Annotated in this window: 16 protein-coding genes and 7 tRNA genes; 21 read left to right on the top strand and 2 right to left on the bottom strand. The window is 54.0% G+C overall.

Annotated elements, in window-relative coordinates:
- Positions 1-7 precede the first annotated feature (7 nt).
- The 11 genes from nagB (at position 8) to J2X14_RS14225 (ending at position 6095) form a co-directional block, all read left to right on the top strand.
- The gene (nagB, locus tag J2X14_RS14275) at positions 8-808 is read left to right on the top strand and encodes a glucosamine-6-phosphate deaminase (RefSeq protein WP_352411836.1); all 801 of its coding nucleotides are present in this window, start codon (positions 8-10) and stop codon (positions 806-808) included.
- A 67-nt stretch (positions 809-875) separates the two neighbouring features.
- Positions 876-2024, top strand: a complete 1149-nt coding sequence (nagA, locus tag J2X14_RS14270) for an N-acetylglucosamine-6-phosphate deacetylase (RefSeq protein WP_352411835.1) — start codon at positions 876-878, stop codon at positions 2022-2024.
- Between the two features lie 6 nt (positions 2025-2030).
- Positions 2031-3251 (top strand): DNA-binding transcriptional regulator NagC, encoded by a 1221-nt coding sequence (gene nagC, locus J2X14_RS14265; RefSeq protein WP_352411834.1) that lies wholly within the window; start codon positions 2031-2033, stop codon positions 3249-3251.
- A gap of 297 nt (positions 3252-3548) precedes the next feature.
- On the top strand, positions 3549-5216 hold the full coding sequence (gene asnB / locus J2X14_RS14260; RefSeq protein WP_352411833.1) for an asparagine synthase B: 1668 nt from the start codon (positions 3549-3551) through the stop codon (positions 5214-5216).
- 221 nt (positions 5217-5437) lie between these two features.
- Positions 5438-5514 (top strand) — tRNA-Met (locus tag J2X14_RS14255).
- An 8-nt stretch (positions 5515-5522) separates the two neighbouring features.
- Positions 5523-5607: transfer RNA gene (locus J2X14_RS14250), tRNA-Leu, on the top strand.
- A gap of 22 nt (positions 5608-5629) precedes the next feature.
- Positions 5630-5704 (top strand) — tRNA-Gln (locus tag J2X14_RS14245).
- Positions 5705-5739: 35 nt separating this feature from the next.
- A tRNA-Gln gene (locus J2X14_RS14240) sits at positions 5740-5814 on the top strand.
- 21 nt (positions 5815-5835) lie between these two features.
- Positions 5836-5912 (top strand) — tRNA-Met (locus J2X14_RS14235).
- Between the two features lie 6 nt (positions 5913-5918).
- Positions 5919-5993 (top strand) — tRNA-Gln (locus J2X14_RS14230).
- Between the two features lie 27 nt (positions 5994-6020).
- A tRNA-Gln gene (locus J2X14_RS14225) sits at positions 6021-6095 on the top strand.
- A 149-nt stretch (positions 6096-6244) separates the two neighbouring features.
- Here J2X14_RS14225 and ubiF read toward each other — a convergent pair.
- Entirely contained in the window at positions 6245-7417 is a 1173-nt protein-coding gene (ubiF, locus tag J2X14_RS14220) for a 3-demethoxyubiquinol 3-hydroxylase (protein ID WP_352411832.1), read from the bottom strand.
- A 175-nt stretch (positions 7418-7592) separates the two neighbouring features.
- Here ubiF and miaB point away from each other — a divergent pair, with 175 nt between their 5' ends.
- The 9 genes from miaB to J2X14_RS14175 all read left to right on the top strand — a co-directional run bounded on the left by miaB (position 7593) and on the right by J2X14_RS14175 (position 16862).
- Complete coding sequence (gene miaB, locus J2X14_RS14215; RefSeq protein WP_352411831.1) at positions 7593-9017, top strand: tRNA (N6-isopentenyl adenosine(37)-C2)-methylthiotransferase MiaB; 1425 nt, start codon at positions 7593-7595, stop codon at positions 9015-9017.
- Between the two features lie 208 nt (positions 9018-9225).
- Complete coding sequence (locus J2X14_RS14210) at positions 9226-10278, top strand: PhoH family protein (RefSeq protein ID WP_352411830.1); 1053 nt, start codon at positions 9226-9228, stop codon at positions 10276-10278.
- Positions 10275-10748, top strand: a complete 474-nt coding sequence (ybeY, locus tag J2X14_RS14205; RefSeq protein WP_352411829.1) for an rRNA maturation RNase YbeY — start codon at positions 10275-10277, stop codon at positions 10746-10748. Before J2X14_RS14210 ends, ybeY begins: the two co-directional genes overlap by 4 nt.
- A 76-nt stretch (positions 10749-10824) precedes the next feature.
- Entirely contained in the window at positions 10825-11703 is an 879-nt protein-coding gene (corC, locus tag J2X14_RS14200) for a CNNM family magnesium/cobalt transport protein CorC (RefSeq protein WP_352411828.1), read from the top strand.
- A gap of 45 nt (positions 11704-11748) precedes the next feature.
- Complete coding sequence (gene lnt, locus J2X14_RS14195) at positions 11749-13281, top strand: apolipoprotein N-acyltransferase (RefSeq protein WP_352411892.1); 1533 nt, start codon at positions 11749-11751, stop codon at positions 13279-13281.
- Positions 13282-13667: 386 nt separating this feature from the next.
- Positions 13668-14564, top strand: coding sequence for an amino acid ABC transporter substrate-binding protein (locus J2X14_RS14190; RefSeq protein ID WP_352411827.1), 897 nt, complete (start codon positions 13668-13670; stop codon positions 14562-14564).
- A 154-nt stretch (positions 14565-14718) separates the two neighbouring features.
- A complete protein-coding gene (locus J2X14_RS14185) occupies positions 14719-15459 on the top strand; it encodes an amino acid ABC transporter permease (protein WP_352411826.1) in 741 nt (246 codons plus the stop codon).
- Entirely contained in the window at positions 15459-16136 is a 678-nt protein-coding gene (gene gltK / locus J2X14_RS14180) for a glutamate/aspartate ABC transporter permease GltK (RefSeq protein ID WP_352411891.1), read from the top strand. Before J2X14_RS14185 ends, gltK begins: the two co-directional genes overlap by 1 nt.
- A complete protein-coding gene (locus tag J2X14_RS14175) occupies positions 16137-16862 on the top strand; it encodes an amino acid ABC transporter ATP-binding protein (protein WP_352411825.1) in 726 nt (241 codons plus the stop codon).
- Between the two features lie 47 nt (positions 16863-16909).
- On the opposite strand, the gene J2X14_RS14170 is transcribed toward J2X14_RS14175, so the two are convergent.
- Entirely contained in the window at positions 16910-17392 is a 483-nt protein-coding gene (locus J2X14_RS14170) for a zinc ribbon-containing protein (protein ID WP_352411824.1), read from the bottom strand.
- Positions 17393-17678: 286 nt separating this feature from the next.
- On the opposite strand from J2X14_RS14170, the gene leuS reads away from it, so the two are divergent.
- Complete coding sequence (gene leuS, locus J2X14_RS14165; protein ID WP_352411823.1) at positions 17679-20261, top strand: leucine--tRNA ligase; 2583 nt, start codon at positions 17679-17681, stop codon at positions 20259-20261.
- Positions 20262-20266 lie beyond the last annotated feature (5 nt).

Genomic DNA, 20266 nt, shown 5'->3' with positions numbered 1-20266 from the left:
GTCAAACATGAGACTAATTCCCCTGGCTAACGCTTCCCAGGTAGGCAAATGGGCCGCACAGCATATCGTAAACCGCATTAACGCCTTTAACCCCACTTCTGAACGCCCGTTTGTCCTTGGCCTGCCCACTGGCGGCACCCCGCTGGAAGCGTATAAGCATTTAATTGAAATGCATAAAGCAGGCCAGGTTAGCTTTAAACATGTCGTCACCTTTAATATGGACGAATATGTGGGCCTGCCAAAAGAGCATCCAGAAAGCTACCACAGTTTTATGTACCGTAATTTTTTCGATCACGTTGATATTCCGCGAGAAAACATCAACCTTCTCAATGGAAATGCTGCGGATATTGACGCAGAATGTCGTGAGTATGAAGAAAAAATTCGCGCTTATGGAAAAATCCACCTGTTTATGGGCGGCGTAGGCAACGACGGTCATATCGCGTTTAACGAACCGGCCTCTTCACTGGCATCCCGCACCCGCATCAAAACATTGACGCATGATACCCGCGTCGCTAACTCGCGCTTCTTTGATGGTGATGTCAGCCAGGTACCGAAGTATGCCTTAACCGTGGGCGTTGGCACGCTGTTGGACGCTGAAGAGGTGATGATTCTGGTGACCGGGCACGTGAAAGCGCAGGCGCTTCAGGCGGCAGTAGAAGGCAACGTTAACCATATGTGGACTATCAGTTGCCTGCAGCTTCATCCTAAAGCTGTGGTGGTTTGCGATGAACCGGCCACCATGGAGTTAAAGGTAAAAACCGTCAAGTATTTCCGCGAAATGGAAGCGGAAAATATACAGAATTTATAATCACTGGATTTAACCCCCTGTCCGGTTAACCTGCCGGACAGATGCCGCTTTGAGTCGGGAGAATATTATGTACGCTTTAGTCAATGGCCGTCTGTTTACCGGCCATGAAATCCTGGATAATCACGCTGTTATTATTAATAACGGCCTGATTGAAGCTGTCTGCCCTTATGATGCGCTGCCTGCGACATGTGAGCAGCGCGACGTGGGCGGCGCCATCGTTGCTCCCGGCTTTATTGATGTTCAGCTCAATGGCTGCGGCGGCGTTCAGTTTAATGATGAGCTTGATGCGCTTAGCCTGGAAACGCTGGCGATTATGCAAAAAGCGAATGAGAAGTCAGGCTGCACCAGCTTTCTCCCAACGCTGATCACCAGCAGCGACGAACTGATGATTCGGGCGGTGGAAGTGATGCGCAGCTGGCTGGCACATCATCCGCATCAGGCGCTGGGCCTGCATCTGGAAGGCCCCTGGCTGAACGTGGCGAAAAAAGGTACGCACCGCGCAGAGTTAATTCGCAAGCCCGATCCGGCGCTGGTTAAATTCCTGTGCGATAACGCTGACGTGATCACTAAAATTACCCTGGCGCCGGAAATGGCGGGCGAGGCAGTGATTCGTCAGCTGCACGATGCCGGTATTATCATTTCCGCCGGGCACTCTCATGCCACCTATGATGAAGCGCGTAGCGGTTTCGCCGCCGGTATTACTTTTGCCACCCATCTTTATAACGCGATGCCGACCACCACCGGGCGCGAGCCGGGTCTAATCGGTGCGCTGCTTGATACATCAGAAGTTTACTGCGGCATTATTGCCGATGGGCTGCATGTCCATTACGCTAACGTACGCAATGCGAAGCGCATTAAAGGCGATAAGCTGGTTCTGGTGACCGACGCCACAGCGCCCGCAGGCGCAACGATTGATCGGTTCATTTTTGCCGGTAAAACAATATACTATCGAGACGGGCTATGCGTAGATGAAAATGGAACGCTTAGTGGATCGGCGCTAACGATGATCGAAGCAGTACGAAACTGCGTTGAACACGTTGGCATTTCACTGGATGAAACGTTGCGTATGGCAACACTCTATCCGGCCCGCGCAATGGGCGTGGATAAACAGCTGGGATCTATCGAAGCTGGAAAAGTAGCAAACCTGGCTGTTTTTACGCGCGATTATCACATTATCAAGACTATCGTTAACGGTAACGACGTCTTCAGCGAGTAATCATTGATGACCACTGGCGGCCAGGCACAAATAGGAAATGTCGATCTTGTAAAGCAGTTAAACAGCGCAGCGGTTTACCGCCTTATCGATCAGATGGGTCCGATTTCCCGTATTCAGATTGCGGAACATAGCCAGCTTGCGCCTGCCAGCGTCACTAAAATTACCCGTCAGCTTATTGAGCGCGGTCTGATTAAAGAAGTGGATCAGCAGGCGTCCACCGGCGGCCGCCGCGCCATCTCCATTGTTACTGAAACCCGTGGCTTTCATACTATCGGCGTCCGTCTTGGACGTAACGATGCCACGCTGACGCTCTACGACCTGAGCGGCAAGGCGCTGGCGGAGGAGCACTATCCGCTGCCGGAGCGGACTCAGGAAACGCTGGAGCATACGCTGTTTAACGCCATCGATCACTTTACCGTGACCCATCAGCGTAAGCTGCGCGAGCTGATTGCTATTTCGGTGATTTTACCCGGTCTGGTCGATCCTGATAACGGCATCATTCGTTATATGCCGCATATCACCGTCAATAACTGGCCGCTGGTCGCCAACCTTACGCAGCGCTTTAACGTTACCAGCTTTGTCGGACATGACATTCGCAGCCTGGCGCTGGCGGAACACTATTTTGGTGCAAGCCGTGACTGCGCGGACTCTATTTTGGTGCGCCTACACCGCGGTACCGGGGCTGGCATTATCACCAATGGTCATATTTTCCTCGGCAGTAACGGCAACGTGGGAGAGATCGGTCATATTCAGGTGGATCCGCTGGGTGAACGCTGCCACTGCGGCAACTTTGGCTGCCTGGAAACCATCGCCGCCAACAGCGCGCTGGAAAATCGGGTGCGGCGCCTGTTGCAGCAAGGTTACCGCAGCGTCTTAACGCCGGATGATTGTGCTATTCAGGCGATTTGCAAAGCGGCCAACCGCGGCGATGCGCTGGCAACAGAAGTGATCGAACATGCCGGGCGTTATCTGGGCAAGGCGATCGCCATCGCCATCAATTTGTTTAATCCGCAGAAAATCGTGCTGGCCGGTGAGATTACCGAGGCGGAGAAAGTGCTATTTCCGGCGATAGAAAGCTGTATCAATGCACAAACGTTAAAGGCGTTTCGTAAAAACCTGCCGGTGGTGCGCTCCGAACTGAATCATCGCTCCGCTATCGGAGCTTTCGCGCTGGCCAAGCGCGCCATGCTCAACGGCACCCTGCTCCAGCATCTGCTGGAAGAGTAACGCCTACATTAACAACCAGCCTTTTACGGCTGGTTTTTTTTGCCCTGCGGCCTGAGATGGTTATTTTTTACTCAGATTTATCTGTTTTTTGCCGATACTGCAATTATCCAGCCATTTAATTAGATGAAATCTAATATCTGAGGCGCAGCAACAACCTTTTTATCAAGAAAAAAGGAAATCACTTGCATTGTATGCACCAGATAGCGCATTTTCTTATACATCACGCAACGAAAGACGTTGCTTATTCAACATCACTTAATGAAAACATCACCGTTTAGGTGAGATCAGGAGTCGGTTATGTGTTCAATCTTCGGTGTACTCGATCTGAAAAGCGACGCTTCAGAACTGCGTAAAAAAGCGTTGGAACTTTCTCGCCTTATGCGTCATCGCGGCCCGGACTGGTCCGGCGTCTATGCTGATGACCATGCCATTCTGGCGCATGAACGTTTGTCGATTGTTGATGTTAACAACGGCGCTCAGCCCCTGTACAACGCAGCACATACTCACGTTCTGGCCGTCAACGGTGAAATTTATAACCATCAGGCGCTGCGTGCGGAGCTGGGCGATCGCTATGACTTCCAGACCGACTCTGATTGTGAAGTGATTCTGGCGCTCTATCAGGAAAAAGGCGTGGACTTCCTCGACGACCTGCAAGGGATGTTTGCCTTTATCCTGTATGATAGCGAAAAGAAAAGCTGGCTGATTGGCCGCGACCATCTCGGCATTATTCCGCTGTATATGGGCAACGACGAACACGGCAACCTGTTTGTCGCTTCAGAGATGAAAGCGCTGGTGCCGGTGTGCCGCACCATGAAGGAATTCCCGCCGGGAAGCTACCTTTCCAGCACCGACGGCGAAATTCGTCGTTACTATCAGCGTGACTGGATGGAATATAGCAGCGTAGCGGATAACACCACCGACGCTAGCGCGCTGAAAAATGCGCTGGAAGAGTCCGTGAAAAGCCATCTGATGTCTGACGTGCCCTATGGCGTGCTGCTTTCAGGCGGCCTGGACTCCTCTATTATCTCTGCGGTAACCAAACGCTTTGCCGCGAAACGCGTGGAAGATCAGGATAAGAGCGATGCCTGGTGGCCGCAGCTGCACTCTTTCGCCGTGGGTCTGGAAGGCTCGCCCGATCTGAAAGCGGCCAAAACTGTCGCCGATCACCTCGGCACGGTGCATCATGAAATCCACTTTACCGTGCAGGAAGGGCTGGATGCGATTCGCGATGTGATTTACCACATTGAAACCTATGACGTCACCACCATCCGTGCCTCAACGCCGATGTATCTGATGTCACGTAAGATCAAAGCCATGGGCATTAAGATGGTGCTTTCCGGTGAAGGTGCCGATGAAGTGTTTGGCGGCTACCTTTATTTCCATAAAGCGCCGAACGCCCAAGAGTTCCACGAAGAAAACGTTCGTAAACTGCTGGCGCTGCATATGTATGACTGCGCGCGCGCCAACAAAGCGATGTCCGCCTGGGGCGTGGAAGCTCGTGTGCCCTTCCTGGATAAAAAATTCCTCGACGTGGCGATGCGCATTAATCCGCAGGATAAAATGTGCGGCAGCAACGGTAAGATGGAAAAGCATATCCTGCGTGAATGTTTCTCTTCTTACCTGCCGGAAAGCGTGGCCTGGCGTCAGAAAGAGCAGTTCTCCGACGGCGTAGGCTATAGCTGGATTGATACGTTGAAAGAAGTAGCCGCCCAGCAGGTGAGCGATCAGCAGCTGGCCACCGCGCGCTATCGCTTCCCGTATAACACGCCAGCGTCAAAAGAAGCCTGGCTCTACCGTGAGATTTTCGAAGAGCTGTTCCCGCTGCCCAGCGCCGCAGAATGCGTGCCTGGCGGTCCGTCAGTGGCCTGCTCCTCCGCCAAAGCCATTGAGTGGGATGAAGCGTTTAAAAGCATGGACGATCCTTCTGGTCGCGCAGTGGGTGTACACCAGTCCGCTTATAAATAATCGACTGAGATCACAGATAAAAAAACGGGCCTGCGCGGCCCGTTTTTTATTGCCATTGGCGGCGTTACGATCAAAAATTGTCGTTTTTATCATCAGGCTGGTTACAAGCCAGTCAAACAGTGCGCGAATGGTAAAAAACGACAAAAAACTTGTTGACGCTCTTGAGTGCAATACGCATAATGCGCCCCGCAACGCCGATGAAGGTAGCGCGAAAAAAAGATGGCTACGTAGCTCAGCTGGTTAGAGCACAGCACTCATAATGCTGGGGTCACAGGTTCGATTCCCGTCGTAGCCACCATCTTTTTTGCGGGAGTGGCGAAATTGGTAGACGCACCAGATTTAGGTTCTGGCGCCGCAAGGTGTGCGAGTTCAAGTCTCGCCTCCCGCACCATTTCAGTCATCGGTTTAGCGGATGGGGTATCGCCAAGCGGTAAGGCACCGGTTTTTGATACCGGCATTCCCTGGTTCGAATCCAGGTACCCCAGCCATATTTCTGATGTAAAACTGATGCGTCATCGGATCTTGGGATATCGCCAAGCGGTAAGGCACCGGTTTTTGATACCGGCATTCCCTGGTTCGAATCCAGGTATCCCAGCCACATCAGAAAGCAATAAAATTTGGCTACGTAGCTCAGCTGGTTAGAGCACAGCACTCATAATGCTGGGGTCACAGGTTCGATTCCCGTCGTAGCCACCATTTTATTGGGGTATCGCCAAGCGGTAAGGCACCGGATTCTGATTCCGGCATTCCGAGGTTCGAATCCTCGTACCCCAGCCAATTAAAAACTGTTTATCCCAATTTTATTGGGGTGTCGCCAAGCGGTAAGGCACCGGATTCTGATTCCGGCATTCCGGGGTTCGAATCCCTGCACCCCAGCCAAACAGTGTAAAAAAGCCCGCTTCTGCGGGCTTTTTTGCGTCTGTCGCTCACGTTTTTTTAACGGGCGGTTCCTTCCGCCCGTTCAGTTTACCGCACCGGCGCGTAATGCAGCGCCGGACGTTGTTCATCGTAGCCCTTCCACCGTCGCTTTACAGCCCCAGCGCGTAACGCAGCGCATGACGCTTCAGCACACCCGCATGCTCCGCCGCCATTAGCCCGACGTTACGCAGCACGCGCAGCGGCGGCAGACGATTACTGAAGGCGAAATAAAACAGATCCATACCGCTCTGCATCAACAGATTATCTTTTTGACGCTGGCGCTGATAGCGCAGCAGCACTCGCTCTGAAGACCAGTCCTCCGCCTGGTTGCGCGCAGCGGTTAACACCTCAATCAGCGCATCCACGTCGCGATATCCCAGGTTCACCCCCTGCCCCGCCAGCGGATTAATGGTGTGCGCCGCATCGCCCACCAGCGCCAGCCCTGGTAAAACATAACGATTAGCGTGACGACGCACCAGCGGGAAAGAGGCGGCCTGCTGGACGCGAAAACGGCCCAAACGCGGCGGGAAACAGCGCTCCACCTCTTTTTGCAGCTGCTCTGGCGTCAGCGCCTGCAGTTGGCGAATGCGCGCCGGGCTGTCATACCAAACCAGCGACGCCCAGCGATCAAACAGCGGCAGCAGCGCGTGCGGCCCCTCCGGCGTAAAATGTTGCCAGGTGGTATCACCCGTTGCATGTTCCAGCTCGACGCTGATCAACATACAGGACTGGCTGTAGTTCCAGCCCTGAATGCCGATGCCGGTAAGCTGGCGCACCTGTGAATTGGCGCCATCGGCTCCCACCAGCAGCCGGGTAGTGAGCGTTTGCCCATCCTCCAGCGTCAGCTGCCAGCCGCCGTTATGCTGCTGTAACGCGCTGAGTTTTGCCGGTGCCAGCAGCGTTACCGGCTGCTGCTGCAAACGCTGCCACAGCGCCAGCTGCAATACGGAATTCTCCACCATGTAACCCAGCTCCGGCAGGCCAAGGCTGGCGGCATCAAACTGTACGCGCGCCGTCTGCCACTCCCAGGTCTCCAGCTTACGATAGGGCGCGCAGCGCATTTGCTGCACCGCTGGCCACACCTCCAGCTGTTTGAGTAGGTCCACCGAGGCGCAGCCGATGGCGGAAATGCGAATATCCGGCGGTGCCTCAGGATTAAACGCCGCCGGAACCTCCCGCTCCAGCACGGCAACCTGAAAGCCCTGCTGCGCCAGCCCGCTTGCCAGCGCCGCACCCACCATACCTCCGCCAACTACCACCACATCGAATTGCGTTTGATGCATAAATTTATCCTTTTGTGCCCTGCCGTCTCGCGGCGACCGCTCCGCGAACCCGTTAAGTTAAAGTGTACCGGAAATTGCGTGGAAAACAGAAAAGCCGATAGACTGGTCACAACAGCAGCAAAGCATTACAATACGCGCCCTGCAATCCTTCCTGCACTGATAAATGGCAAGTTAGATGAGTAAAAAACTGCATATCAAAACCTGGGGCTGTCAGATGAACGAATACGATTCATCTAAAATGGCCGACCTGCTGGATAGTACGCACGGCTATACCCTCACGGAAGTGGCGGAAGAAGCTGATATTCTGCTGCTTAATACCTGCTCGATCCGCGAAAAGGCACAGGAGAAAGTGTTTCACCAGCTGGGCCGCTGGAAAACGCTGAAAGAGCGCAACCCTGAATTAATCATTGGCGTGGGTGGCTGCGTCGCCTCGCAGGAAGGTGACCATATTCGTCAGCGCGCCAGCTATGTCGATATCGTCTTCGGACCGCAAACCCTGCATCGCCTGCCGGAAATGATCAACACCGTGCGCGGCTCAAAAAGCCCGGTGGTGGATATCAGCTTCCCGGAAATCGAAAAGTTTGATCGCCTGCCGGAGCCGCGCGCGGAAGGTCCGACGGCGTTTGTTTCCATTATGGAAGGCTGCAACAAATATTGTACTTTCTGCGTGGTGCCCTATACCCGCGGCGAAGAAGTCAGCCGTCCCTGCGATGATATCCTGCTGGAAATTGCCCAGCTCGCCGCGCAGGGCGTACGTGAAGTGAATCTGCTGGGCCAGAACGTTAACGCCTATCGCGGACCGGCTTTTGACGGCGGCATCTGCTCTTTTGCTGAGCTGCTGCGCCTGGTGGCGGCGATCGACGGCATCGATCGTATTCGCTTTACCACCAGCCATCCGATCGAATTTACCGACGATATTATTGATGTCTATCGTGATACGCCGGAGCTGGTAAGCTTCCTGCATCTGCCGGTACAGAGCGGCGCCGACCGCATCCTGACACTGATGAAGCGCGCTCATACCGCGCTGGAATACAAAGCGATTATCCGCAAGCTGAAAGAAGCGCGCCCGGAGATTCAAATCAGCTCTGACTTTATCATCGGCTTCCCTGGCGAAACCCAGGAAGACTTTGAGAAAACCATGAAGCTGATCGCTGACGTCAACTTCGATATGAGCTTCAGCTTTATCTACTCTGCGCGCCCGGGCACACCGGCGGCCGATCTGCCGGATGATGTCAGCGAAGAAGAGAAAAAGCAGCGCCTCTATATCCTGCAGGATCGCATTAACCAGCAGGCGATGGCCTGGAGCCGCCGCATGATGGGCAGCGTTCAGCGTATTCTGGTTGAAGGACCGTCACGTAAAAATGTGATGGAGCTGTCAGGCCGCACGGAAAACAACCGAGTGGTAAACTTTGAAGGCACGCCGGAGATGATAGGTAAGTTCGTCGATGTGGAAATCGTTGACGTTTACACTAACTCTCTGCGCGGCGTGGTGGTGCGCACGGAAGATGAAATGGGTCTGCGTATGGCAGAAAGCCCGGCTTCGGTGATTGCGCGTACCCGTAAAGAAAATGAAATTGGCGTCGCCATTTTCCAGCCTTGATACTCCCTCGCCTTACGGTGGGCAGCGCTTGCCCACCGTACAATTTCACTCCATTACACTTGCTTTCTGAAAGCATCGCCCAAATATCGGCTTTACTGCTTGCGCCTTTTGGTCATGCCATAAATACTTTCGCTATGGTTCGCCTGCCTGTCAGGCGGCAAGTCCCTGTTAATTATCAACCTGGCCCTGAGCGACCCAAAGGATTAGTTTGAATATCGAAACACGCGAAATCGAGTTAGAACCCGCTGATAATCATCGGTTGCTGAGCCTGTGTGGTCCGTTTGACGATAACGTTAAGCAACTGGAACGTCGGTTGGGTATTGAAATCAGCCACCGCGATCACAGCTTTAAGCTGGTCGGGCGCGCGATCTGCGTTAATGCCGCGGTGGATATCCTGCGTAATCTGTATGTGGATACCGCGCCGGTGCGCGGCGTTATTCCCGACATCGAACCAGAGCAGATCCACCTGGCGATTAAAGAGAGCCGCGTGCTGGAACAGACCGCCGAAAGCGTGCCGGAATATGGCAAAGCGGTGAACATCAAAACAAAACGCGGCGTGATCAAGCCACGAACGCCGAACCAGGCGCAGTATATTGCCAATATTCTTGACCACGACATCACCTTTGGCGTGGGTCCGGCGGGAACGGGTAAAACCTATCTGGCGGTTGCGGCGGCGGTTGATGCGCTGGAGCGTCAGGAGATTCGGCGTATTCTGCTGACACGTCCGGCCGTTGAGGCGGGTGAAAAGCTGGGCTTTCTGCCCGGTGATTTGAGCCAGAAGGTTGATCCCTATCTGCGCCCGCTTTATGACGCGCTGTTTGAAATGCTTGGCTTTGAGCGCGTAGAAAAGCTGATCGAACGTAACGTAATTGAAGTTGCACCGCTGGCCTATATGCGCGGCCGTACGCTGAATGACGCGTTTATTATTCTCGACGAAAGCCAGAACACCACCATCGAGCAGATGAAAATGTTTCTGACCCGTATCGGTTTTAACTCCAAAGCGGTTATTACCGGCGACATTACCCAAATCGACCTGCCGCGCAACGCCAAATCCGGTCTGCGCCATGCGATTGAGGTGCTGTCGAATGTTGAAGAGATCAGTTTTAACTTCTTCCACAGCGAAGACGTGGTACGCCATCCGGTGGTTGCCCGTATCGTGGTCGCCTATGAGGCCTGGGAAGAGGCCGACCAAAAACGCCGCGATCGGCTGGCCGAAGAACGCAAGCACGAAGCGCAGGCAGCAGCACAGGAACAGAAATGAGTCAGGTTATTCTCGATTTACAGCTGGCCTGCGAGCAGGCCAGCGGACTGCCGAGCGAAACGGATTTCCGTCGCTGGCTGGAAGCGGTGCTGCTACAGTTTCAGCCCGAAAGTGAAGTCACTATTCGCGTGGTGGACGAAGCGGAAAGCCACGATCTTAACCTGACGTGGCGCGGTAAAGATAAGCCGACTAACGTGCTCTCTTTCCCGTTTGAAGCGCCACCCGGCATTGAGCTGCCGCTGCTGGGCGATCTGGTGATTTGCCGTCAGGTTGTTGAGCAGGAAGCCGCCGAGCAAGAGAAAGCGCTGGAGGCGCACTGGGCGCACATGGTTATCCATGGCACCCTGCATTTGCTGGGTTACGATCATATCGAAGATAGTGAAGCCGAAGAGATGGAATCGCTGGAGACTGAGATAATGCTTGCTCTTGGTTATTCCGATCCGTACATTTCGGAGAAAGAGGCACCGTAAAGGTGCCTGTTGTTACACCCTGCCGGCCACTGCTGGCAGGCCGATCCTGATGAAGAGAGACCCATAACAGAACGCCATGAGCGACGACCATTCACAAAACAGCGACAGTCCCAGTAGTAAAAAGGGCTTTTTTTCCCTCATTCTCAACCAGCTTTTTCATGGTGAGCCTAAAAACCGTGAAGAACTGTTAGAGCTCATTCGTGATTCCGAGCAGAACGAACTGATCGATCAGGATACGCGTGACATGCTGGAAGGCGTCATGGATATCGCTGAGCAGCGCGTTCGCGACATTATGATCCCCCGTTCGCAAATGATTACGCTAAAACGTAATCAAAGCCTTGAAGAGTGCCTGCAGGTTATCGTTGAATCTGCTCACTCCCGCTTCCCGGTGATTAGCGAAGATAAAGATCATGTCGAAGGGATCCTGATGGCGAAAGATTTACTGCCGTTTATGAGCAGTGGATCAGAACCGTTCAGCATGGAAAAAGTGCTGCGCCCGGCCGTTGTGGTGCCGGAAAGCAAGCGCGTGGATCGCATGCTGAAAGAGTTTCGCTCTCAGCGCTACCATATGGCGATTGTTATCGATGAGTTTGGCGGCGTTTCCGGCCTGGTGACCATTGAGGACATCCTTGAGCTGATCGTGGGTGAAATTGAAGATGAATATGATGATGAAGAAGATCGTGATATTCGTCAGCTTAGTCGTCACGCCTATACTATTCGCGCTCTGACACCGATTGAAGATTTCAATGAAGCCTTTGCAACGCAATTTAGCGATGAAGAGGTTGATACCATCGGTGGTTTGGTGATGCAGGCGTTTGGTCATCTGCCCGCGCGTGGTGAAAGCATCGAAATCGAAGGCTATCAGTTTAAAGTCGCGATGGCGGACAGCCGTCGTATCATTCAGGTGCATGTAAAAATACCGGAAAACGCCCCGCTGCCTGCGCTGGATGAATAACGCTTGTTTAGGGCTATTGCCTGATTCTGGATGAATAACACATTTATGGCTATTGCCTCTGTTTATGCCCGTCAGCAGGTTCGCCTGCTGCTGGCTTTATGTGCCGGCGCCGTCGGCACACTGGCTTTTTCCCCTTATGATTTCTGGCCTGCCGCCCTGCTATCGCTGATCGGCTTACAGGCGCTTACCTTACAACGCACCACGCCGCAGGCTGCCGCTATCGGCTTCGCCTGGGGATTTGGCCTGTTCGGCAGCGGCATCAACTGGGTCTATGTCAGCATTGCTACCTTTGGCGGCATGCCCGGCCCGGTTAATGTCCTGCTGGTGATCCTGCTGGCGGCTTATCTGGCGCTCTATCCGCTGCTGTTTGCCGCGGTGGTTAACCGCCTTAGCCCGCGAGCGACCTTATTAAGGCTGACGCTGCTGGCGCCGGTCGCCTGGCAAGTCAGTGAGTTTTTACGCGGCTGGATCCTGACCGGTTTCCCCTGGCTACAGTTCGGCTACAGTCAGATTGATGGCCCGCTAAAAGGCCTGGCTCCGCTGGCGGGCGTGGAAAGTGTGACCTTTGTGCTGATGATCATCGCCGGGCTGGTGGTATATGCATTAACGCAGCGCCGCCTGTGGCCTGCGCTCGCCGCGCTGGCGCTGCTGCTGCTGCCCTGGCCGTTGCGTTACATTAGCTGGTATCAGCCGCAGCCTGCGCGAGCGGTCGATGTCGCGCTGGTGCAGGGCAACATTGCCCAGTCGCTAAAATGGGATCCGGAACAGCTACGTAATACGCTACGCATCTACAGCGATAGCGTGCGTCAGTACAGCGGCAAAGCGCCGATTATCATCTGGCCGGAATCCGCCGTTTCCGATCTGGAAGTGAACCAGCAGCCCTTTTTGCATGAACTGGACGATGCGCTGCAAACGCGCGGCAGCACGCTGATTACCGGCATTGTGGATTCACGTCTGGAAGGCAACCGCTATCACGATTATAACTCCGTGATCGTACTGGGCGGAAAGCAGCCTTATAACTACTACGGCGGCAATCGCTATCAGAAGAACCATCTGGTGCCTTTTGGTGAGTTTGTACCGCTGGAGTCGCTGCTGCGTCCGCTGGCGCCCTTCTTTGATTTGCCGATGTCTTCCTTCAGTCGCGGCGACTATATCCAGCCCCAGCTGCAGGCGGCGGGCTACAACCTGACCACCGCTATCTGCTATGAAATCGTGCTGGGCCAGCAGGTACGGGATAACTTCACGCCGCAAACGGATTTTCTGCTTACGGTTTCTAATGATGCCTGGTTTGGTCATTCCATTGGCCCATGGCAGCACTTCCAGATGGCGCGTATGCGCGCGTTGGAGCTGGGCCGACCGCTATTGCGCAGCACCAACAACGGCGTCACCGCGATTGTTGGCGCTGACGGCGACGTGCAGCATATTATTCCGCAGTTTACCCGTCAGGTACTGGAAGCAAACGTCACGCCGACCAGCGGCCTGACGCCTTACGCCCGCACCGGCAATATCACCGTCTGGTTGATAACGCTGCTGTTCGCTCTGGCGGCCATCTTTACGGCGCGCCGCGCTGGCCGTTAATGCTCTCAGGCGAAGCGCATGCTTCGCCTGCTTTTTCCTGCTCTTCCTTTCATCAAAACGACATCTTTGTTGCCTGGCTTTGCTGGCACAGTGCTTGCATTGTTATAACAGCGAAGCCGCACTTTACTGGCTTTAAGCCAGGGCCTGGTAAACTTTTGCCCCATTCAGGTTCATCGGCTGCCCCCTTCTGGAGCAGAGAAGCAAAAACGCATTAATTTGGTGCGGCGGACTTCGCAAAAAACAAACTTTTCTGTTTCATTGCGTTAACATTCCGCTATGTTAAGGGCTATTCAGAACCCGTTCTGGAAACAAAAGAAAAGCGGCAGGCATTAATAAACCTATCTCGGTCCCTGAATTAGGTGCCAAAACGATAAAGGAGTTGGAACATGCAGATGCGCAAAGTGGCACTCTCCCTTCTGTTGCTCAGTGCAGCAGCAGGTGCAGCCCAGGCCGAAGAACTCACCGGCACGCTGAAAAAAATTAATGATAACGGCGTAATTGTTGTCGGGCACCGTGAGTCTTCTGTTCCCTTTTCTTATTACGATAACCAACAGAAAGTAGTGGGTTACTCGCAGGCTTACTCTAACGCCATTGTCGAGGCGATTAAGGCGAAACTGAACAAGCCCGATCTGCAGGTCAAAATGCTGCCGGTGACCTCGCAAAACCGCATTCCTCTGCTGCAAAATGGCACCTACGATTTCGAGTGTGGCTCCACCACTAATAATTTGGAGCGCCAGAAACAGGCCGCTTTCTCTGACACCATCTTTGTTATCGGTACGCGCCTGCTGGTGAAAAAAGGCAGCCCGATTAAAGATTTCGCCGACCTGAAAGGCAAAACCGTGGTGGTCACCTCCGGCACCACCTCAGAAGTGCTGCTGCATAAGCTGAACGATGAGAAGAAAATGGAGATGCGCATCATCAGCGCAAAAGATCACGGTGACTCCTTCCGTACCCTGGAAACAGGCCGCGCCGTCGCCTTTATGATGGATGATGCGCTGCTGGCCGGTGAACGCGCCAAAGCCAAGAAGCCGGATAACTGGGAAATTGTTGGCACGCCGCAGTCGAAAGAGGCCTACGGCTGTATGCTGCGCAAAGAGGACCCTGCCTTTAAAACGCTGGTTGATGACACCATCGCTAAAGCGCAAACCTCTGGTCAGGCGGAAAAATGGTTTGATACCTGGTTTAAACAGCCGATCCCACCGAAAAACCTCAATATGAACTTTGCGCTTTCTGATGATATGAAAGCCCTGTTCAAAACGCCAAATGACAAAGCGTTGAACTAATTACAATGAAAACAGGGCGATGCGTCGCCCACTCGATTGCTGAAATCAGGCTCGGGCAGACAGCGCGAATCGGTCGTTCCCCGGCTCGCGTTCCATAAGAGCCTCTCATCAATCTTCAGGGTAGCTTAGCTACCCTTTTTTACCGGAGTTTGTTATGGGTATTGACTGGAACTGGGGCATCTTCTTTGAACAAGCCCCATTTGGAAACACCACCTATCTCGGCTGGCTGTGGTCAGGATTGCAAACCACGGTTACCGTCTCGTTATGCGCCTGGGTCATCGCCTTTTTTATCGGATCTTTTTTCGGCATTCTGCGTACGGCGCCCAGCCGCCTGCTCTCCGCCATCGGCACCTGCTATGTTGAACTGTTCCGAAACATTCCGTTAATCGTACAGTTCTTTTTCTGGTATCTGGTGGCGCCGGAACTGGTAGGGGAAGATTTGGGAATGTGGTTTAAAGCGGAACTCGATCCTAACCTGCAGTTTTTCCTCTCATCCACTATCTGTCTGGGCCTGTTTACCGCTGCCCGCGTGTGCGAGCAGGTGCGTGCCGCCATTCAGTCGCTGCCGCGCGGACAGCAGAATGCCGGGTTAGCGATGGGGTTAACGCTGCCGCAGACCTATCGTTATGTGCTGCTGCCGAATGCTTATCGGGTGATTGTACCGCCGATGACTTCAGAGATGCTGAACCTGGTGAAGAACTCCGCTATCGCCTCTACCATCGGCCTGGTGGATATGGCGGCGCAGGCGGGCAAGCTGCTGGACTATTCCGCTCATGCTTACGAGTCATTCACCGCTATTACCCTTGCCTATATCGCCATCAATCTGGTGATTATGCTGTTGATGAGCATTGTAGAACGCAAAGTGCGTTTGCCTGGCAACATGGGGAGTAAATGATGTACGAATTTGACTGGAGCTCCATTATCCCCAGCCTGCCCTATCTGATTAACGGCCTGGGCATTACCCTGAAGATTACCGTTACGGCGGTGGTATTCGGCATTCTCTGGGGCACGCTGCTGGCGGTGATGCGCCTCTCAACCTTTAAGCCGATCAGCTGGTTCGCCAAACTGTATGTCAACCTGTTCCGCTCCGTGCCGCTGGTGATGGTGCTGCTGTGGTTTTACCTGGTGGTGCCCAGCTTTTTACAGCAGGTGCTGGGGCTGTCGCCGAAAACCGATATCCGTTTGATTTCCGCTATGGTGGCCTTTTCGCTGTTTGAAGCGGCCTACTATTCCGAAATCATCCGCGCCGGTATTCAAAGTATTTCTCGCGGGCAGTCCAGTGCCGGGCTGGCGCTGGGCATGACGCCGCTGCAAACCATGCGGCTGGTTATTTTGCCGCAGGCGTTTCGCGCCATGGTGCCGCTGCTGCTGACGCAGGGTATCGTTTTGTTTCAGGATACCTCGCTGGTTTATGTCTTAAGCCTGGCCGATTTCTTCCGCACCGCCTCTTCCATTGGCGAGCGTGACGGCACCCAGGTTGAGATGATCCTGTTTGCCGGTCTGGTCTATTTCGTTATCAGTATTAGTGCTTCGACGCTGGTCAGCTATCTAAAAAGAAAAAGGACGGTATAAATGATTACCCTGAAAAACGTTTCAAAGTGGTATGGTCACTTTCAGGTGCTGACCGATTGCTCAACCCAGGTCAATAAAGGGGAAGTGGTGGTGGTTTGCGGCCCTTCCGGCTCCGGGAAATCAACGCTGATTAAAACCGTTAACGGCCTGGAGCCGATTCAGCAGGGCACAATTGACGTCAACGGCATCCAGCTGAACGATAAAAAAACCAATCTGGCCCAGCTGCGCGCTAAAGTTGGCATGGTGTTCCAGCACTTTGAGCTTTTCCCCCATCTCAGCATTGTGGAAAATCTGACGCTGGCGCAGATAAAAGTATTGAAGCGCAGCAAAGACGCGGCGCGCGACAAAGGCCTGAAGTTGCTGGATCGCGTGGGTCTTTCCGCTCATGCCAATAAATTTCCCGGCCAGCTTTCCGGCGGTCAGCAGCAGCGTGTGGCCATTGCGCGTGCGCTCTGTATGGATCCGGTCGCCATGCTGTTTGATGAGCCCACCTCCGCGCTCGATCCGGAAATGATTAATGAAGTGCTGGATGTCATGGTGGAGCTGGCGCAGGAAGGCATGACCATGATGGTGGTCACTCACGAAATGGGCTTTGCCCGCAAGGTTGCGAATCGGGTCATTTTTATGGATGAAGGCAAAATTATTGAAGATACCCAGAAAGAAGCCTTTTTTGCCGATCCCCGTTCCGACCGCGCCAAAGAGTTTCTCGCTAAAATTCTGCATTAATCGCCGAGGGCAGCCTGCTGGCTGCCCTGCTACATATCCGCTCAGGTTTACGGCGTAAAAGGCTGGCGTTGAAAATGGTCATGCCCGCATTCAGGGCAGAGCGTTAGCGCCTCCGGGGTATAGATCGCCCGGGTAAAGCCGCATTTCTCACAGACCAGGTTGCCTAGCCCCACGACTTCGCCGCTTTGATAAACGCCGTGGTGATTCAAATCCTGAAAAATCTCGCGCCATTCCAGCTGGCTTTTATCGGTAATATCCGCCAGCTCTTTCCACAGGCTTTCGCGTATCACGCGCATAAACACGCTGTCGGTGGCATCGCTTTCATTTTCATGATAGCTGCGGGCAAACTCTTCCAGATCGCGCCGTACCGCACGCGTGACCTCATTCACCTCGTTGCGTGACAGATCGCTGTTCATAATAAGCTGTTGCCTGGCACGCTCAACCATACCGTCGATATCGCGCTCGCCCTGGGTTAAGCGCTCACTGAGCGAAGAAATCAGTTGCTGATAATGCTGTGCCACCTTATTCATATTTTCTCCTGTTATCACGATGGATGACTACGTGCCTGCGCGCTCCGCGCATTGGGCTGGTCAGCACTCTGGTTCGACACTGCTTTTAATTCTAGCGCTTATCGCAGATTTACCCCGCCTGCGCGGTGATTCGCGGTAAATTCTGCAGGCATGCTTCCAGCTTACAGAGAAATGGCCTGCCGGTTGCCGTCAGGTGTTGTTGCGGCAAAGCCTTATCGGCTATGCTATGCGGATCTTATCTACACCGTTCAGGCTTCGCGCTATTCATAAAGGACCACAGGCTGCCATGCAAGAGCAATACCGCCCGGAAGAGATAGAATCCCATGTACAACAACACTGGGATCAACAACAGACCTTCAAAGTGACCGAAGAAGAAGGCAAAGAGAAATATTACTGCCTCTCAATGCTGCCCTATCCTTCTGGTCGCCTTCATATGGGCCATGTACGCAACTACACCATTGGCGATGTGATTGCGCGCTACCAGCGTATGCTGGGTAAAAACGTACTGCAGCCGATCGGTTGGGACGCTTTCGGCCTGCCTGCGGAAGGCGCAGCGGTCAAAAACAAAACTGCGCCAGCGCCCTGGACCTACTCCAATATCGAATATATGAAGAACCAGCTGAAACTGCTGGGCTTTGGCTATGACTGGAGCCGTGAACTGGCGACCTGCCAGCCGGAATATTATCGCTGGGAACAGTGGTTCTTCACCAAACTGTATGAGAAAGGCCTGGTTTATAAAAAAACCTCGGCGGTGAACTGGTGCCCCAACGACCAGACCGTGCTGGCCAACGAGCAGGTGATCGACGGCTGCTGCTGGCGCTGCGATACCAAAGTCGAGCGTAAAGAGATCCCGCAGTGGTTTATTAAAATCACCGACTATGCTGACGAACTGCTGAACGACCTGGACCGCCTGGAAGAGTGGCCGGAACAGGTTAAAACCATGCAGCGTAACTGGATTGGGCGTTCTGAAGGGGTGGAAATCACCTTTGACGTCGATGGCAGCGAAGAGAAAGTCACTGTCTATACCACGCGTCCCGACACCTTTATGGGCGCAACCTATGTCGCCGTCGCCGCGGGGCATCCGCTGGCAACTCAGGCCGCGATGAACAATCCGGCGCTGGCTGATTTTATTGCCGAATGTCGTAATACCAAGGTAGCGGAAGCTGAAATGGCTACCATGGAGAAAAAAGGCATGCCGACCGGCCTGTTTGCTATCCATCCGCTGAGCGGCGAAAAAGTGCCGGTTTGGGTCGCTAACTTTGTGCTGATGGAATATGGCACCGGCGCAGTGATGGCGGTGCCTGCTCACGACCAGCGCGACTGGGAGTTTGCCACCAAATATGACCTGCTGATTAAACCGGTGGTGCTTAACCTCGACGGCAGCGAGCCGGATGTCAGCACCGCCGCCATGACCGACAAAGGCGCGCTGTTTAACTCCGGCGAGTTTGACGGTCTGGATCATGAAGCGGGCTTTAACGCGATTGCTGACCGTCTGGCGACAAAAGGCGTGGGCGTACGTAAAGTTAACTACCGCCTGCGCGACTGGGGCGTTTCCCGTCAGCGTTACTGGGGCGCGCCGATCCCGATGGTCACGCTGGAAGATGGCACGGTTATGCCGACGCCGGCAGATCAGCTGCCGGTGATTCTGCCGGAAGATGTGGTGATGGACGGCATTACCAGCCCGATTAAAGCGGATCCGGAGTGGGCAAAAACCACCGTTAACGGTCAGCCAGCGCTGCGTGAAACCGACACCTTCGATACCTTTATGGAATCGTCCTGGTACTACGCGCGTTACACCTGCCCTGACTACGATAAAGGTATGCTCGATCCCGCAGCGGCGAACTACTGGCTGCCGGTCGATCAATATATCGGCGGGATTGAACACGCGATCATGCACCTGATGTATTTCCGCTTCTTCCATAAGCTGCTGCGTGATGCCGGTCTGGTCACCTCTGACGAGCCAGCGAAACGCCTGCTGTGTCAGGGTATGGTACTGGCGGATGCCTTCTATTATCTGGGCGAAAACGGGGAACGTAACTGGGTATCCCCGACCGAAGTCACCGTTGAGCGCGATGAGAAAGGCCGTATCCTTAAGGCCGTTGACGCCTCAGGCCGCGAGGTGATCTACGCGGGCATGAGCAAAATGTCGAAATCGAAAAACAACGGTATCGACCCGCAGCTGATGGTGGAGCGTTACGGCGCCGATACCGTTCGCCTGTTTATGATGTTCGCGTCACCGGCAGATATGACGCTGGAGTGGCAGGAATCAGGCGTAGAAGGCGCTAACCGCTTCCTGAAGCGCGTCTGGAAACTGGCTTTCGAGCACAGCCAGAAAGGCGCTACCGTGGCGCTGGATATCAGCAGCCTTAACGACGGTCAGAAAGCGTTGCGTCGCGATCTGCATAAAACCATCGCTAAAGTTTCTGATGATATCGGTCGCCGTCAGACCTTCAATACCGCCATCGCGGCGATTATGGAGCTGATGAACAAACTGGCGCGCGCGCCGCAGGAAAGCGAGCAGGATCGCGCGCTGCTGCAGGAAGCGCTGCTGGCCGTGGTGCGTATGCTTTATCCGTTCACCCCGCATGCCAGCTTTACGCTGTGGCAGGCGCTGGGTGGCGCAGGTGAAGTGGATAACGCGCCGTGGCCGGTTGCTGATGAAGCCGCGATGGTGGAAGAGTCGGTGCTGGTGGTAGTACAGGTGAATGGCAAAGTGCGCGGTAAAATTACCGTGGCGGCGGATGCAACTCAGGAACAGGTTCAGGCGCTGGCAGCGCAGGAGCATCTGGTAGCGAAATACCTGGACGGCGTGACCATTCGTAAAGTGATTTACGTCCCGGGCAAACTGCTTAACCTGGTTGTAGGTTAAGGTCA

The sequence above is a fragment of the Mixta sp. BE291 genome (genome assembly GCF_031457955.1).
GTDB lineage: Bacteria > Pseudomonadota > Gammaproteobacteria > Enterobacterales > Enterobacteriaceae > Mixta.
Note: the sequence above shows the minus strand (reverse complement) of the source record. Positions and strands in the feature narration are given on the sequence as shown.

What these genes read in the sequence shown, in the direction of transcription:
- nagA (WP_352411835.1), top strand. Translation starts at nt 876, where the DNA reads ATGTACGCTTTAGTCAATGGCCGTCTGTTTACCGGCCATGAAATCCTG.
- asnB (WP_352411833.1), top strand. Translation starts at nt 3,549, where the DNA reads ATGTGTTCAATCTTCGGTGTACTCGATCTGAAAAGCGACGCTTCAGAA.
- nagB (WP_352411836.1), top strand. Translation starts at nt 8, where the DNA reads ATGAGACTAATTCCCCTGGCTAACGCTTCCCAGGTAGGCAAATGGGCC.
- J2X14_RS14190 (WP_352411827.1), top strand. Translation starts at nt 13,668, where the DNA reads ATGCAGATGCGCAAAGTGGCACTCTCCCTTCTGTTGCTCAGTGCAGCA.
- miaB (WP_352411831.1), top strand. Translation starts at nt 7,593, where the DNA reads ATGAGTAAAAAACTGCATATCAAAACCTGGGGCTGTCAGATGAACGAA.
- corC (WP_352411828.1), top strand. Translation starts at nt 10,825, where the DNA reads ATGAGCGACGACCATTCACAAAACAGCGACAGTCCCAGTAGTAAAAAG.
- J2X14_RS14170 (WP_352411824.1), bottom strand. Translation starts at nt 17,392, where the DNA reads ATGAATAAGGTGGCACAGCATTATCAGCAACTGATTTCTTCGCTCAGT.
- leuS (WP_352411823.1), top strand. Translation starts at nt 17,679, where the DNA reads ATGCAAGAGCAATACCGCCCGGAAGAGATAGAATCCCATGTACAACAA.
- nagC (WP_352411834.1), top strand. Translation starts at nt 2,031, where the DNA reads ATGACCACTGGCGGCCAGGCACAAATAGGAAATGTCGATCTTGTAAAG.
- ubiF (WP_352411832.1), bottom strand. Translation starts at nt 7,417, where the DNA reads ATGCATCAAACGCAATTCGATGTGGTGGTAGTTGGCGGAGGTATGGTG.
- gltK (WP_352411891.1), top strand. Translation starts at nt 15,459, where the DNA reads ATGTACGAATTTGACTGGAGCTCCATTATCCCCAGCCTGCCCTATCTG.
- ybeY (WP_352411829.1), top strand. Translation starts at nt 10,275, where the DNA reads ATGAGTCAGGTTATTCTCGATTTACAGCTGGCCTGCGAGCAGGCCAGC.
- lnt (WP_352411892.1), top strand. Translation starts at nt 11,749, where the DNA reads ATGGCTATTGCCTCTGTTTATGCCCGTCAGCAGGTTCGCCTGCTGCTG.
- J2X14_RS14185 (WP_352411826.1), top strand. Translation starts at nt 14,719, where the DNA reads ATGGGTATTGACTGGAACTGGGGCATCTTCTTTGAACAAGCCCCATTT.
- J2X14_RS14175 (WP_352411825.1), top strand. Translation starts at nt 16,137, where the DNA reads ATGATTACCCTGAAAAACGTTTCAAAGTGGTATGGTCACTTTCAGGTG.